This window comes from Tessaracoccus yangjingae (assembly GCF_054483935.1).
In genome coordinates this window covers 2,881,113-2,896,071 of the sequence record NZ_CM137014.1, presented here as the reverse complement: position 1 = coordinate 2,896,071, position 14,959 = coordinate 2,881,113, and the positions used below count along the sequence as shown (strand labels likewise).

The 14,959-nt window shown below is 70.4% G+C and carries 14 protein-coding genes; 12 read left to right on the top strand and 2 right to left on the bottom strand.

The window, feature by feature from the left end; all coding sequences use genetic code 11:
* Positions 1-2: 2 nt before the first annotated feature.
* Positions 3-902, bottom strand: coding sequence for a M23 family metallopeptidase (locus tag ACX1D3_RS13075; protein ID WP_458994263.1), 900 nt, complete (start codon positions 900-902; stop codon positions 3-5).
* Positions 903-1,195: 293 nt separating this feature from the next.
* Between ACX1D3_RS13075 and rpsB the strand changes: the two genes are divergently transcribed.
* The 7 genes from rpsB (at position 1,196) to gdhA (ending at position 7,779) form a co-directional block, all read left to right on the top strand.
* Positions 1,196-2,110 carry a 30S ribosomal protein S2 gene (rpsB, locus tag ACX1D3_RS13070; RefSeq protein WP_458994262.1) on the top strand — a complete coding sequence of 305 codons (915 nt, stop codon included), beginning with the start codon at positions 1,196-1,198 and terminating at the stop codon, positions 2,108-2,110.
* Positions 2,111-2,140: 30 nt separating this feature from the next.
* Positions 2,141-2,950: a translation elongation factor Ts gene (tsf, locus tag ACX1D3_RS13065; protein ID WP_458994261.1), complete on the top strand. Its 810-nt coding sequence runs from the start codon at positions 2,141-2,143 to the stop codon at positions 2,948-2,950.
* 80 nt (positions 2,951-3,030) lie between these two features.
* Positions 3,031-3,765 carry a UMP kinase gene (gene pyrH, locus ACX1D3_RS13060; RefSeq protein WP_458994260.1) on the top strand — a complete coding sequence of 245 codons (735 nt, stop codon included), beginning with the start codon at positions 3,031-3,033 and terminating at the stop codon, positions 3,763-3,765.
* Positions 3,766-3,797: 32 nt separating this feature from the next.
* Positions 3,798-4,352, top strand: a complete 555-nt coding sequence (frr, locus tag ACX1D3_RS13055; RefSeq protein WP_458996553.1) for a ribosome recycling factor — start codon at positions 3,798-3,800, stop codon at positions 4,350-4,352.
* Complete coding sequence (locus ACX1D3_RS13050; protein WP_458994259.1) at positions 4,352-5,209, top strand: phosphatidate cytidylyltransferase; 858 nt, start codon at positions 4,352-4,354, stop codon at positions 5,207-5,209. Before frr ends, ACX1D3_RS13050 begins: the two co-directional genes overlap by 1 nt.
* Before the next feature lie 26 nt (positions 5,210-5,235).
* Positions 5,236-6,387: a dual-specificity RNA methyltransferase RlmN gene (rlmN, locus tag ACX1D3_RS13045; protein WP_458994258.1), complete on the top strand. Its 1,152-nt coding sequence runs from the start codon at positions 5,236-5,238 to the stop codon at positions 6,385-6,387.
* A 51-nt stretch (positions 6,388-6,438) separates the two neighbouring features.
* Positions 6,439-7,779: an NADP-specific glutamate dehydrogenase gene (gdhA, locus tag ACX1D3_RS13040; protein ID WP_458994257.1), complete on the top strand. Its 1,341-nt coding sequence runs from the start codon at positions 6,439-6,441 to the stop codon at positions 7,777-7,779.
* A 1-nt stretch (position 7,780) separates the two neighbouring features.
* On the opposite strand, the gene ACX1D3_RS13035 is transcribed toward gdhA, so the two are convergent.
* Entirely contained in the window at positions 7,781-8,470 is a 690-nt protein-coding gene (locus ACX1D3_RS13035; protein WP_458994256.1) for an aminoglycoside 3'-phosphotransferase, read from the bottom strand.
* A gap of 77 nt (positions 8,471-8,547) precedes the next feature.
* Between ACX1D3_RS13035 and dxr the strand changes: the two genes are divergently transcribed.
* From dxr to ACX1D3_RS13010, 5 genes are all read left to right on the top strand, one after another.
* Positions 8,548-9,747, top strand: coding sequence for a 1-deoxy-D-xylulose-5-phosphate reductoisomerase (dxr, locus tag ACX1D3_RS13030; protein WP_458994255.1), 1,200 nt, complete (start codon positions 8,548-8,550; stop codon positions 9,745-9,747).
* Entirely contained in the window at positions 9,744-11,027 is a 1,284-nt protein-coding gene (locus tag ACX1D3_RS13025) for a M50 family metallopeptidase (RefSeq protein ID WP_458994254.1), read from the top strand. Before dxr ends, ACX1D3_RS13025 begins: the two co-directional genes overlap by 4 nt.
* A gap of 58 nt (positions 11,028-11,085) precedes the next feature.
* Positions 11,086-12,228 (top strand): flavodoxin-dependent (E)-4-hydroxy-3-methylbut-2-enyl-diphosphate synthase, encoded by a 1,143-nt coding sequence (ispG, locus tag ACX1D3_RS13020; RefSeq protein ID WP_458994253.1) that lies wholly within the window; start codon positions 11,086-11,088, stop codon positions 12,226-12,228.
* Positions 12,229-12,238: 10 nt separating this feature from the next.
* Positions 12,239-13,075: a GNAT family N-acetyltransferase gene (locus ACX1D3_RS13015; protein ID WP_458994252.1), complete on the top strand. Its 837-nt coding sequence runs from the start codon at positions 12,239-12,241 to the stop codon at positions 13,073-13,075.
* A 112-nt stretch (positions 13,076-13,187) separates the two neighbouring features.
* Entirely contained in the window at positions 13,188-14,957 is a 1,770-nt protein-coding gene (locus tag ACX1D3_RS13010; protein ID WP_458994251.1) for a proline--tRNA ligase, read from the top strand.
* Positions 14,958-14,959: the final 2 nt, after the last annotated feature.

The following is a 14,959-nucleotide window of genomic DNA, read 5'->3' as shown; positions in this document are numbered from 1 at the left end:
GCTCACGGGAGCGAGAGCGGATCGGTCAGTGAGCCGTCGCGCCAGGCCATCCAGTGCAGGTGGCAGCCGGTGGAGAGCCCCGTGTTCCCGACCCTGCCGATCAGGTCCCCTGCCGCGACCCGTCGGCCTTCCGACACCTCAAGCCTTTGGAGGTGCGTGTAGGCCATCGTCAGGCCCGCCCCGTGGTCGATCCGGACCCGGTAGCCGTAGGCGGCGTGGAACGAGGCGTCCACCACCCGGCCGGCGGCCGGTGAGGTGACGGGCGTGCCGCACGCAGCGGAGATGTCCACCCCGTCGTGCAGCTTGACCACCCCCGTGACCGGGTGGCGCCGCATGCCGAACGGTGAGGACACCGGCCCCGCGACGGGCCGCGGCCCGGCCCCGCCCACCCGGGCCGGGGGAAGCTCGGGCCGGGCCGGGGGCCGCGACCCGGCGGGCAGGAGCCGGATCACCGGGAGCGCCGTGTAGGCCGTGGGATCGAGGTAGGTCTCGCCGTCGGTCAGGCCCCAGTGCAGGCACGCGGACGCCGCGCAGTGACCTGCGGACAGCGAGCCGAGCCGGTCCCCGGCGGAGACCACCTGCCCCGTGACCACCGAGGGGGTCACCGGCTGGTAGGTGGTCCGCCATCCGTTGCCGTGGTCCACGGAGACCGTGCCGGTGCCGGCCACCCTGCCGGCGAAGTACACCCGCCCCGCGGCGGACGCCCGCACCTGCGCCCCCACGCCCCCGGCCAGGTCAACCCCCCGGTGCCCCGCGGCGTAGGGAGAGGCCGGGGCGTCGAACGCGCGCACGATGGGCCCCGACAGCGGCGGATCGAGGACCAGCCCCTGGTCGGCGCCGGCGGGGGAGGTGCCGGCGTGCAGCAGGACGACGAGGCAGATCGAGACCAGGGTGGCGCGCATGCCCCTTTGTCGTCACGCGGCGCCCCGATCTCCCGCGCTCGCCGCGGGCTGTGGACGGCGGCCGTTTTGTCCAGTGTGGGAGGCACTGTCTAGGATGGTCCCCGCAACCTCCGGGTTGACATCGCATGCGCCGCGCGGGGGACCGCCGGTGGCCGAGTGGTCCCGCTGATGCGTCAGCGGGTTCGGCGCCGGGCGCATCAGGCATTGGCCCCACGTCCGGGGCCATCGTAACCACCGTGAGCTCAGCTCACCGAAGTCAGGCGGGGCCGTGCCCCGCCGCGGAAGGACCGGCCATGGCCGTCGTCACCACTCGCCAACTCCTCGAGTCCGGCGTTCACTTCGGGCACCAGACCCGTCGTTGGAACCCCAAGATGAAGCGGTTCATCTTCACCGAGCGCAACGGCATCTACATCATCGACCTCCAGCTCTCGCTGAGCTACATCGACAAGGCGTACAAGTTCGTCAAGTCGACGGTGGCGCGCGGCGGCCAGGTCCTCTTCGTCGGCACCAAGAAGCAGGCGCAGGAGGCCATCGCCGAGCAGGCCACGCGCGTCGGCATGCCCTACGTCAACCAGCGCTGGCTCGGCGGCATGCTCACCAACTTCCACACGGTGACCAAGCGCATCCAGCGCCTCAAGGAGCTTGAGGGCATGGACTTCACCGACGTCCCCGGCTCCGGGCTGACGAAGAAGGAGCTCCTGCAGCTCGAGCGCGAGAAGATCAAGCTCGACAAGACCCTCGGCGGCATCCGCGACATGGCCCGCACCCCCCAGGCCGTGTGGATCGTGGACACCAAGAAGGAGCACCTCGCCGTCGATGAGGCCCGCAAGCTGCACATCCCCGTCGTCGGCATCCTGGACACCAACTGCGACCCCGACGAGGTCGACTACGCGGTCCCGGGCAACGACGACGCCATACGCTCCGTCGCCCTGCTGACCCGCATCATCGCCGACGCTGTCGCCGACGGCCTCATCGAGCGCTCCTCCGGCCGTGGCGGCGAGCAGGTCCAGGCCGAGCCCATGCCCGACTGGGAGCGCGAGCTCCTCGGCGCCGACGCCCAGGCCGCCCCCGCGGTCGAGGCTGAGGCTCCGGCTGTTGAGGCTGAGGCTCCGGTTGTCGAGGCCGAGGCTCCGGCTGTCGAGGCCGAGGCCCCCGCCGTCGAGGCCGAGGCCCCCGCCGCGGACGCTGACACCACCGACGCCAACTGATCTCACTCAACAAGACGGGAAACACCACTCATGGCAATCACTGCCGCTGATGTGAAGAAGCTCCGCGACGCCACCGGCGCGGGCATGATGGACGCGAAGCGCGCCCTCACCGAGGCCGAGGGCGACTTCGACAAGGCGATCGAGCTGCTGCGCATCTCGGGCCTTGCCAAGGCCGCCAAGCGCGCGGACCGCGAGGCCACCAACGGCATCGTCGCGGGCCGCGACGGCGCCCTCATCCAGTTCGCCTCCGAGACCGACTTCGTCGCGAAGAACGGGGAGTTCGTCAGCCTCGCCGACGACATCCTCGCCGCGGTGATCGCCTCGGGTGCCAAGGACGTGGCCGCCACGAACGAGGCTTCGCTGGCCTCGGGCGCCAAGGTCGCCGACGCCGTGGCCGAGCTCGGCGCGAAGATCGGCGAGAACCTCTCTGTGGTCAACGCCGCCAACTTCGACGGCGCCACCCACCTCTACCTGCACCGCCGCGCGGCTGACCTGCCCCCGCAGGTCGGCGTGCTCGTCGAGTACGAGGGCGACGAGGCGCTGGCGCACCAGGTGGCCATGCAGATCGCCGCCATGTCGCCGCAGTGGGTCACCCGCGACGAGGTTCCCGCCGACGTGGTGGAGAACGAGCGCCGCATCGCCGAGGCTACGGCCAAGGAGGAGGGCAAGCCCGAGGGCGCCATCCCGCGCATCGTCGAGGGCCGCGTCGGCGGCTTCTTCAAGGACGTCGTGCTCGTGGACCAGGCCGCGGTCTGGGAGGACAAGAAGTCGGTGGGCGATGCGCTCAAGGCCGGCGACACCTCCATCGTGCGCTTCGTGCGGTTCGCCGTCGGCGCCTGACCCAGGTCAAGCAGCCCGCTGCACAGTGAAGTAGAGTGACGTGCGCCGCGACCCGTGGGGTCGCGGCGCACGTCCATGAGGTGACCCAGCCAGAACGAGGAGGCCCAGTGGCTTATCGGCGAGTCCTGTTGAAGCTGTCCGGGGAGGTGTTCGGCGGCGGCAAGCTCGGGGTGGACCCCGTTGTGGTGGCCAACATCGCTGAGGAGATCGCGGCCGTCGTCCGCTCGGGAACGCAGGTGGCGGTGGTGGTCGGCGGCGGCAACTACTTCCGCGGCGCCGAGTTGTCGCAGAACGGGATGGCGCGGGACCGCGCGGACTACATGGGCATGCTGGGCACCGTGATGAACAGCATCGCGCTGCAGGACTTCTGCGAGAAGGCCGGTATCGAGACCCGCGTCCAGTCGGCCATCAGCATGGCCCAGGTCGCGGAGCCGTACATCCCCCGCAGGGCCGAGCGCCATCTGGAGAAGGGCCGTCTCGTCATCTTCGGGGCCGGCTCCGGCATGCCGTACTTCTCGACCGACACCGTCGCCGCGCAGCGGGCCCTGGAGATCGGGGCCGAGGTGCTGCTCATGGGGAAGCAGGGCGTCGACGGCGTCTACAACAAGGACCCCAAGACCCACCCCGACGCCACCAAGTTCGAGCGCCTGTCCTACGACCAGTTCCTCACCGAGGACCTGAAGGTCGCGGATGCCACGGCCATCTCCCTGGCGAGGGACAACAACCTCAGCATCGTCTTCTTCAACCTCTCCACCCCGGGCAACATCGGCCGAGTCGTCGCCGGTGAGCCGATCGGGACCCTGGTCTCGCGTTAGTCCACCCCAGTCACCCTCAGGAGTCATCCATGATCGCCGAAACCCAGAACGAAGCCTCCACGAAGATGCAGCACGCCGTGGACCACGCCCGCGAGGACATGGCCACCATCCGCACCGGGCGCGCGCATCCGGCGATGTTCAACAAGATCACCGCGGACTACTACGGCGCGCCCACCCCGCTGCAGCAACTGGCCACGTTCACGTCCCCGGATCCGCGTTCGATGGTGATCACGCCCTTCGACAGGAGCGCCATCGGTGCCATCGAGAAGGCCATCCGCGACGCCGACCTCGGGGTGAACCCCAGCAACGACGGCAACTCGGTGCGCATCCTGGTCCCGCAGCTGACGGAGGAGCGCCGCAAGGAGTACATCAAGATGGCCAAGGCCAAGGCCGAGGATGCCCGCGTCGCCGTGCGCAACGTCCGTCGCCACTCCATGGACCACCTCAAGAAGGCGCAGAAGGACGGCGAGATCAGCGAGGATGACCTGAGCCGCGCCGAGAAGGCCCTCGACGCCACGACGAAGAAGTACGTCGAGAGCATCGACGAGCTGTTCAAGCACAAGGAAGCCGAGCTCCTCGAGGTCTGATGGCTCAGAGCACGAACGCGACGCCGACCCCGAAGGCCGGCCGGGACCTCCCGGCGGCCATCGGGGTCGGCGTCGCGTTGTTCGTGGTGCTCGCCTTCGGACTCGTCTGGGCGCCGTGGCTGTTCATCGTGCTCGTCGCCCTGGGCCTGTGCCTGGCCGCGGTCGAGGTGCATCGCGCGCTGCTGCTCAAGGGCATGCGCTCGGAGATCGGGTTCATCGTGGCGGGCACCGCCGTCAGCGTCGTCGGCGGGTACGTGGCCGCGCTCGTCGACATGCGGGTCACGCCCACGTCGTTCGTGATCATCTGCCTCGGGGCCACCACCATCGTCGCGCTGGCGTCCAGGCTCTTCCGCGGCGCCGAGGGTTTCATCCGCGACGTCGCGGCCAGCGCGCTGGTGATCGCCTACATCCCCCTGCTCGGCATGTTCGTTCCCCTGCTGATGGGCGCGGACAAGGGCCAGCTCCGCATCCTCACCGTCATCGTCTGCGTGGTGGCCTCCGACACCGGCGCCTACGCCGTCGGATCGCTGCTGGGGCGTCACAAGCTGGCCCCCCACATCAGCCCCGGCAAGACGTGGGAGGGCCTGGCCGGGGGAGTCGCGGTGACCACCGTCGTCGCCGTGCTGGCCTCCGTCTACCTGCTCGACGCGCCGTGGTGGGTGGGCATCCCGCTCGGCATCCTCGTCAGCCTGGCCGCCACGGTCGGGGACCTCGTGGAGTCCCTGCTCAAGCGCGACGCGGGCATCAAGGACATGTCCAACTTCCTACCCGGCCACGGCGGCGTGATGGATCGGCTCGATTCCATGCTGGTGGCGTTCCCGATGGGGTGGCTCGTGCTGCACCTGGCCCTCGGCTGACCCCTCCCGCACACGAAGGAAGACCCATGACCGGTACTCAGCTACCCATCGTCTTCGACGCTCCCGCCAGGGGCAAGGCGCCGCGCCACTGGCTCGACCTCACCGTCGACGAGCGCGTCGACGCCACCCACCGGCTCGGCCTGCCGAAGTTCCGCGCGAACCAGATCTCGCGGCACCTCTTCGACCGCCTGGAGGACGACGTCGCCGGCTTCTCGGACATCCCGGCGTCCATCAGGGAGGACCTGGGGGCCCAGCTGTTCCCCAGGCTGCTGGAGCAGGTGACTCAGCGCACGGCCGACAAGGGGGCGACCGTGAAGACCCTGTGGCGTCTGCACGACGGGTCCCTCCTCGAGTCCGTCCTCATGCGCTACCCGGGGCGCTCCACCCTGTGCATCTCCTCGCAGGCCGGCTGCGGCATGGCCTGCCCCTTCTGCGCCACCGGCCAGGGAGGGCTCCAGCGCAACCTCAGCCAGGCCGAGATCACGGTGCAGGCGCTTGCCGCCAACCAGATGCTCGCCTCCGGCGCGGTCCCCGGCGCGACGGGGCGGCTCAACAACATCGTGTTCATGGGCATGGGTGAGCCGATGGCCAACTACAAGGCCGTCCTCGGATCCATCCGGACCCTGCTCGCCCCCAGCCCGGACGGGTTCGGGATGAGCGCGCGGGGCATCACCGTGTCCACCGTGGGTCTGGTGCCGAAGATCCAGCAGCTCACCACGGAGGGCCTGCCCGTGACGCTGGCCGTGTCCCTGCACGCCCCGGACGACGAGCTGCGGGACGAGATCGTCCCGATCAACACCCGCTGGAAGGTGGCCGAGGTCGTCGACGCCGCCTGGGAGTACGCGCGCACCACGAAGCGCCGGGTGTCCATCGAGTACGCCCTCATGCGCGACATCAACGACCAGAAGGAGCGGGCGGAGCTCCTGGCCACCGTCCTGAAGAAGCGCGGCGACTGGGGCTGGGTGCACGTCAACCTGATCCCGCTGAACCCCACGCCCGGCTCGAAGTGGACGGCGTCGCGCAAGGAGGACGAGCGCGTCTTCATCCAGACCCTGGAGCGGCGCGGCGTGCCCGTGACGCTCCGCGACACCCGCGGCTCCGAGATCGACGGCGCCTGCGGCCAGCTGGCCGCGAGCGTCGGCGACGGGGAAGTGCGGACTGCTGTGAGCAAGGCGTAACGGGCTCGTTACACTCAGTGCTCCAAGCATCGCAAGCGCGAAGGAGTACCGATGGAGCAGCAACTGGAACGCGTCTTCCAGGCAGTCGTGGCCCGCAACCCCGGGGAGGCCGAGTTCCACCAGGCCGTCCGTGAGGTATTCGAGAGCCTCGAGCCCGTGGTCAAGCGCCATCCGGAATACATCGCCTCCAAGGTCCTGGAGCGCATCTGCGAGCCGGAGCGCCAGATCATCTTCCGCGTGCCGTGGATGGACGACAAGGGCGAGGTCCAGGTCAACCGCGGGTTCCGGGTCGAGTTCAACTCCGCGCTCGGCCCCTACAAGGGCGGCCTCCGGTTCCATCCCAGCGTCTACCTCGGCGTGATCAAGTTCCTCGGCTTCGAGCAGATCTTCAAGAACTCGCTCACCGGCCTGCCCATCGGCGGCGGCAAGGGCGGCTCCGACTTCGACCCGCGCGGCAAGTCCGACGCCGAGGTCATGCGGTTCTGCCAGTCCTTCATGACCGAGCTGTACCGCCACCTCGGCGAGTACACCGACGTCCCGGCCGGCGACATCGGCGTCGGTGGCCGCGAGATCGGCTACATGTTCGGGCAGTACAAGCGGATCACCAACCGCTACGAGTCCGGCGTCCTCACCGGCAAGGGCATCGCGTGGGGCGGTTCGCTGGTGCGCACCGAGGCCACCGGTTACGGCACCGTGGTGTTCGCCGACGAGATGCTCAAGACCCGCGGCCAGTCGTTCGACGGCAAGAAGGTCAGCGTGTCGGGCTCCGGCAACGTGGCCATCTACGCCATCGAGAAGGTCCACCAGCTCGGGGGCAGGGTCATCACCTTCTCCGACTCGGGTGGCTACGTCGTCGACGAGGCAGGCGTGGACCTTGACCTGCTCAAGCAGGTCAAGGAGGTTGAGCGCGGGCGCGTCAGCGACTACGCCGAGCGCCGCCCGTCCGCCAGCTACCACTCCAACGGCAGTTCCATCTGGGACGTGCCGGTGGACGTCGCCCTGCCGTCGGCCACGCAGAACGAACTCAACGGCGACCACGCCGCGACGCTCGTCCGCAACGGCGTCATCGCCGTCGCCGAGGGCGCCAACATGCCCACCACCCCTGAGGGCATCAAGGTGTTCCAGGAGGCGAGGATCCTCTACGGGCCCGGCAAGGCGGCCAACGCCGGCGGCGTGGCCACCTCCGCGCTGGAGATGCAGCAGAACGCGTCGCGTGACTCCTGGAGCTTCGAGTACACCGAGGAGCGGCTGACCTCCATCATGCGCAACATCCACGACATGTGCGCCGAGACGGCGGAGTCCTACGGCGCGCCGGGCGACTACGTGCTCGGCGCCAACATCGCGGGCTTCGAGAAGGTCGCGGCCGCGATGCAGGCGTTCGGGCTGGTCTGAGTCAGGGGCTGCCCCACAGGGTGCGATAGCGCCGGATCCGCTCAGGGTCCGGCGCTTCGCCGTATCCCGCCCAGAACGCGTCCTCGTGGCCGGGGCCGAAGTTCCACTCCAGGGACCAGGAGGCGATCGCCAGGTCCGCCCACCTGTCGGCCACGCCGAGGTCACCGACGTCGACGATGCCGACGAAGCCGCTGTCGTCGATCAGGGTGTTCGGCGCGCACGCGTCGCCGTGCGCGACCACCAGGACGTCCACGTCCTCCTGGATCCCGATCCACTCCGCCGGACCGAAGGGGCAGTCGGTGGGGTCGAGGCTGTGCAGCCGCGCGAGCCCCTCGCCCACGGCCGCGGCCGCCAGGTCCGGGTGCGCCTGGCCGAGATGCCCGACCGCGGAGGCGCCGGGCATCCCCATGGTGACGATCAGCCAGCCGTCGTCGAGCTCCTCGTAGTCCACCATTCGCGGCGACGGGAACCGGCTGGCCAGCCAGGACAGCTTCTCGGCCTCCGGCAGGAGGTCGTGCGGGCTCCACTTGGCGTACAGCGGGGCGCTGTCCGGGCCGACGATGCGGCCGGTGAGCCCGCCGAGCTCGTTGAGCCACACCAGCTCGTCGACCCGGCGGCGGTTCTCCGCGGCCCATCTCGTGATCGCGAACGGCACAGGCGTTCCGGCTGGGGGAGGGGCGGCAAGAGGCATGCACCGATCTTGGCACGGTCGCGGGGCCGCTCCCCGCGTGCCCGGGCCGGGGGGCGCCGGCGACATAGACTGGGCCGGTGCGCACAATCGTCCTGCTCGGCTCCACCGGATCGATCGGTACCCAGACCCTCGACGTGATCGCCGGCAGGAGGGACAGGTTCCGCGTCGTCGGGCTGTCCGCGTCCGGCGGGAACCTGGAGCTGCTCGCCCGCCAGATCGTCGAGTTCGAACCGGAGACGGTGGCCCTGGCCAAGGCGAGCGCGGCCCAGGAGCTGCAACGCGCCCTCTACGCGGAGGCGGACCGCCGCGGCTGGAGCACCGGTCAGTACCAGCTTCCCCGCCTCCTCCTCGGTCCCGAGGCGTCCACCCAGCTCGCCGGGAGCGGCGCGGACGTGGTGGTCAACGCCATCACCGGCGCCGCCGGCCTCGGCCCCACGCTGGCGGCCCTCGCGGCCGGCAGCACCCTCGCCCTGGCCAACAAGGAGTCGCTGGTCATCGGTGGACGGCTCGTCACGCAGGCGGCGGCTCCCGGCCAGATCGTCGCCGTGGACTCGGAGCACTCCGCGTTCGCGCAGGCCCTCCGCTGCGGTAGGGCCGACGAGGTCCGCCGGCTCATCCTCACCGCTTCCGGGGGGCCCTTCCGCGGCCGGTCGGCCCGCGAGCTGGCGGACGTCACCCCGCAGCAGGCGATGGCCCATCCCACGTGGGACATGGGGCGCGTGATCACCATCAACTCGGCCACCCTGGTCAACAAGGGCCTCGAGCTCATCGAGGCGGCGCTGCTCTACGGCGTGGACTTCGACGACATCGTCGTCACGGTGCACCCTCAGTCGGTGGTCCACTCGATGGTGGAGTTCCACGACGGCTCCACCATCGCCCAGGCGTCGCCGCCGGACATGCGCCTCCCGATCGGGATCGCCCTGACGTGGCCCGAACGGCTGGCCGACGCGGCCGCGCCGTGTGACTGGAGCACCGCGGCCACCTGGACCTTCGAGCCGCTCGACGACGAGACGTTCCCCGCCGTCGAGCTCGCCCGCCGGGCCGGCCAGGCGGCCGGCACCGCCCCGGCGGTCTACAACGCCGCCAACGAGGCGTGCGTGGACGCCTTCTGCGCGGGCACGATCGGCTTCCTCGACATCACCCGCATCGTCGCGGCATGCGTCGACGAGCACCTTGCCCAGGGGCACGTTCCCGACGCGGACCTCACCGTTGACGCCGTCCTCGCCGCCGACGCGTGGGGACGGGCCCGGGCGGCCGGGTTGGCGGCCGCAGGATGACCGTGCTCGTCACCGTCGTCTTCGCGGTGCTGTTCTTCGCGCTGATCATGGCCTCGATCGCGCTGCACGAGGTGGGCCACCTGGTGCCGGCCAAGCTCTTCGGGGTGCGCGTCAGCAAGTACTTCGTCGGCTTCGGCAAGACCCTGTGGTCCACCACCCGAGGGGAGACGGAGTACGGCATCAAGGCCATCCCCCTGGGCGGCTACGTCCGGCTCATGGGCATGTACCCGCCCAGGCGCCCGTCCGCCCGGCAGGGGTGGCTCACCCGCATGGCCGACGACGCCCGCGCCGTCGAGTACGAAGACATCACCGCTGCGGACAGCGGCCGCCTCCTCTATGAGAAGAAGACCTGGCAGAAGATCGTGGTCATGCTCGGCGGGCCGTTCATGAACCTCCTCATCGCCTTCCTCATCTTCCTCGGCATCAACCTGGCCTATGGCGTGCCCACCGCCACCCTGACTGTGGCGAACGTCTCCGAGTGCGCGGTGCCCGCGGACCGGGCGGATCAGACCTGTCGCACCGGAGACCCGGCCACGCCCGCGGCGCAGGCCGGCGTGCGGCCGGGAGACGTCCTGGTCTCCTTCAACGGGGTGGAGCTCACGGGTTGGGAACAGATGGGCGACCTCATCCGCGCCAACCGCGACGGGGCCGCCGTCGTCGTCGTAGAGCGTTCGGGCGCCCTGGTGACGCTGCCCCAGGTCAACACCGTGCTCAACTTCGTGCCGGACCGGCTCGACCCCACGCGCACCGTCGAGGCGGGGTTCTTCGGCGTCTCGCCCACCATCGAGCAGCGGCGCGGCGGGGTCGTCCAGACGGCCGAACAGATGTGGACCATGACCAAGCAGTCCGTCGTCGCGCTGGCCAGCTTCCCGGTGCGGGTCTGGAACGTCGCCGCCGACCTCGTGACCGGCCAGCCCCGGGACATCAACTCGCCGATCAGCATCGTCGGCGCCTCCCGCGTCGCGGGAGAGATCGGGGCCAGCACCGAGCTCGACGTGCCCGCCAAGGCCGCCACGTGGCTGTCGCTGCTGGGCTCGGTCAACCTCTTCGTGGCCCTGCTCAACCTCGTGCCGCTGCCGCCGCTGGACGGCGGGCACGTGGCGGCAGCGATCTGGGAGTGGGTGCGCAGGCAGGGCGCCCGGCTCCTCGGGCGCCCCGACCCCGGCCACGTCGACACGGCGAAGGTGCTGCCGGTCACCTACGTCGTCGGAGGGTTCCTCCTCCTGGGAGGCGTGGTGCTGATCCTTGCCGACATCATCTCGCCGATCAGCATCTTCTAGAGGCGCACCGGCCGCTGTCCGCAGCGTCCGCCGCACCGATGCGGGTAGGGTGGGCGCCATGTCCGTGAACCTCGGTATGCCCGCCGCGCCCGCCCCAGTGCTCGCCCCCCGTCGGCCCACGCGGCAGATCAGGGTGGGCAAGGTTCTCGTCGGTGGGGACGCGCCGGTCAGCGTCCAGTCGATGACCACCACCAAGACCACCGACATCAACGCCACGCTCCAGCAGATCGCCGAGCTGACCGCCACCGGGTGCGACATCGTCCGGGTCGCGGTGCCCAGCCAGGACGACGCGGAGGCGCTGCCGATCATCGCGAAGAAGTCGCAGATCCCGGTCATCGCGGACATCCACTTCCAGCCCCGCTACGTGTTCGCCGCCATCGACGCCGGCTGCGCCGCGGTCCGGGTGAACCCGGGCAACATCAAGCAGTTCGACGACAAGGTGGCCGAGATCGCCAAGGCCGCCTCGGACGCCGGCGTCTCGCTGCGCATCGGCGTCAACGCCGGCTCCCTGGACCGGCGCCTGCTCGCCAAGTACGGGGCGCCCACGCCCGAGGCGCTGGTCGAGTCGGCCCTGTGGGAGGCCTCGCTCTTCGAGGACGTGGGCTTCCACGACTTCAAGATCTCCGTCAAGCACAACGACCCGGTGGTCATGGTGCGGGCCTACGAGATGCTCTCGGAGAAGTGCGACTACCCGCTCCACCTCGGCGTCACCGAGGCCGGCCCCGCCTTCCAGGGCACCATCAAGTCCTCCGTCGCCTTCGGGTCCCTGCTGAGCCGCGGCATCGGCGACACCATCCGCGTCTCGCTCTCGGCCCCGCCCGCCGAGGAGGTCAAGGTGGGCCTGAAGATCCTCGAGTCGCTCAATCTGCGTCCCCGCAAGCTGGACATCGTCTCCTGCCCCTCCTGCGGGCGCGCCCAGGTGGACGTCTACACCCTGGCCGAGCAGGTCACCAAGGGCCTTGAAGGCATGCAGGCCCCGCTGCGCGTCGCCGTCATGGGCTGCGTGGTCAACGGGCCCGGCGAGGCGCGCGAGGCTGACCTCGGCGTGGCCTCCGGCAACGGCAAGGGCCAGATCTTCGTCAAGGGGGAGGTCATCAAGACCGTGCCGGAGGACGAGATCGTCGAGACGCTGATCATCGAGGCCCAGCGCCTCGCCGCCGAGATGGGCGAGATCGGCACGCCTGCGGTCTCCGTCTCCTAGGCTGACGCGCATGGCTTCCCGGGTGCGCGCGCTGACCGGCGCAGACCGGGACGAGGCACTCGGATTCCTGGCGCGGAGCCCGGTCGAGAACCTCTTCCTCGCCGCCAAGATCGACGCCTACGGCATCGACAGACGGCGCCTGGGCAACGTGTTTGCGTTCGAGCGCGGCGGTGAGATCGCCTCGCTCATGCTCGACGGCGGCACGGTCTTCGTGGCGGGTTTCGATCCAGGGGCGCTGCCGGCCTTCGTGGGCCAGCTCGGGCCCGTGCGCCGCTGCACCTCCATCCTGGGGCCCGCCATCTCCGTCCTGGGCCTCCATCTCGGCCTCACCGAGCGCTGGCCCGCCACCTGGTCGGGGGTGAGCAACATCAGGCGCCGCCAGCCGCTGATGCTGCTGGAGCGCCCGCCGGTCATCGCCCCGGACCCCCGGGTGCGCCGGTTGACGGCCGACGACTACCCCAGCTACCTGGACGCCTCGGTTCACATGTACACCGACGAGATCGGCAGTTCGCCCTTCAAGTACGGCAGCGGGTACGAGCGTTTCGTGATGCAGAGGCTCGTCGACGGCGACGCCTTCGGCGTCGTCGACGACCACGGCAAGGTGATCTTCAAGGCGGACCTCGGCCCGAGGCTGGGAGACCAGGCCCAGCTGCAGGGGGTGTGGGTGGACCCGGCGCTTCGCGGTCAGGGCATCAGCGTGCCCGCGCTGTCGGGGATGCTCCGCCTCGCCATGCAGCGCTACCCGCGGATCAGCCTCTACGTCAACGACTTCAACGCCCCCGCCATCAGGGCCTACGAGCGGCTCGGGTTCGTCGACGTCGGAGCCCTGGCCACGGTCCACTTCTAGACCCGCGCGCCACCACGTCGGGTCGGGTCGTCGTCTCCGGTCACCGCCCTGATCAGCACTTCCCCGCAGTGGTACTAGGCTGACCCCGGTCATCCCGAGAAAGGCGCCGCCCATGCTCACTCGCCTGTCGAGCCTCTTCGTCCGCACCCTCCGCGACGATCCAGCCGACGCTGAGGTCCCGAGCCACCGGTGGCTCGTGCGCGCGGGCTACATCCGACGCGCCGCCCCCGGGGTCTACTCCTGGCTGCCGCTCGGGCTGAAGGTCCTGCAGAAGGTGGAGGCCGTGGTCCGCGAGGAGATGGACGCCATCGGCGCCCAGGAGGTCCGGTTCCCGGCCCTCCTCCCGCGCGAGCCCTACGAGCAGACCGGGCGGTGGGCGGACTACGGGGACAACCTGTTCCGCCTGCAGGACCGCAAGGGTGCCGACATGCTCCTCGGCCCCACCCACGAGGAGATGTTCACGCTCCTGGTCAAGGACCTCTACAGCTCCTACAAGGACCTGCCCCTCTCGCTCTACCAGATCCAGACCAAGTACCGCGACGAGGCCCGTCCACGCGCCGGGCTGCTGCGCGGGCGCGAGTTCGTCATGAAGGACTCGTACTCCTTCGACGTGGACGACGCCGGCCTTGAGGCCAGCTACCAGCTGCACCGCGGCGCGTACCAGCGCATCTTCGAGCGCCTCGGGCTGGAGTTCGTCATCGTCTCCGCCATGGCCGGCGCCATGGGCGGATCCCGCTCCGAGGAGTTCCTCGCCGTCGCCGCCAACGGCGAGGACACGTTCGTGCGGTCGCCGGCGGGCTACGCCGCAAACGTGGAGGCCGTCCGCGTCGCCCCGCCCGCCGAACTACCGCTGGAGGAGGCGCCGGCGATGCGCATCGTCGAGACCCCGGACGCCGGCACGATCGCGGCGGTGGTGGGGATCCTCAACCGTGACCTGCCGGAGCGTGAGTGGACAGGGGCGGACACGCTGAAGAACGTGCTGTTCGCCGTCACGGGCGCGGACGGGAAGACGCGGGCGCTCGCCGTCGGGCTCCCCGGCGACCGGGAGGTGGACGTCAAGCGGCTCGCCGCGGCGCTGGAGCCGGCCACCGCCGAGCCGTTCGGTCCCGAGGACTTCGCCCGCTACCCGGACCTCGTGGTGGGCTACATCTCCCCGGTCTCGCTGGACGGGACCCGCGTCCTGGGCGCCGGATCCGCCACCGGCATCGAGTACCTCGTGGACCCGCGAGTGGTCTCCGGCACGTCGTGGGCCACGGGCGCCAACGAGAAGGACCGGCACCTGGTGGGCGTCACCGCCGGCCGCGACTTCGTCGCCGACGGCGTCATCGACGTCGCGGACGTGCGCGAGGGGGACCCAGCCCCGGACGGCTCCGGCCCGCTCACGCTGGCCCGAGGCATCGAGATGGGCCACATCTTCCAGCTCGGCCGCAAGTACGCGGAGGCGCTGGGGTTGAAGGTGCTCGACTCGAACGGCAAGCTGGTCACCGTCACAATGGGCTCCTACGGCGTGGGAGTGTCCCGCGCCGTGGCGGCGGTGGCGGAGGCCACCTGCGACGACAAGGGTCTCTGCTGGCCCATCGGCCTGGCGCCGTACCAGGTGCAGCTTCTGGCCACGGGCAAGGACGCGGCGGTCTTCGCCGAGGCCGAGCGCATCGCCGGCGAGCTGTCGGGCCGCGGACTGGACGTGCTCTACGACGACCGGAAGGCCAGCCCCGGGGTGAAGTTCGCCGACTCCGAGGTGATGGGCATGCCCCTCATCGTCGTGGTGGGCCGAGGGCTCGCCGACGGCGTGGTCGAGCTGCGCGACCGCCGCACGGGGGACAGGCGCGAGATCCCGGTGGCGGAGATCGTCGACCAGGTGCTGGCGGCCGCTCGGGGCTGAGG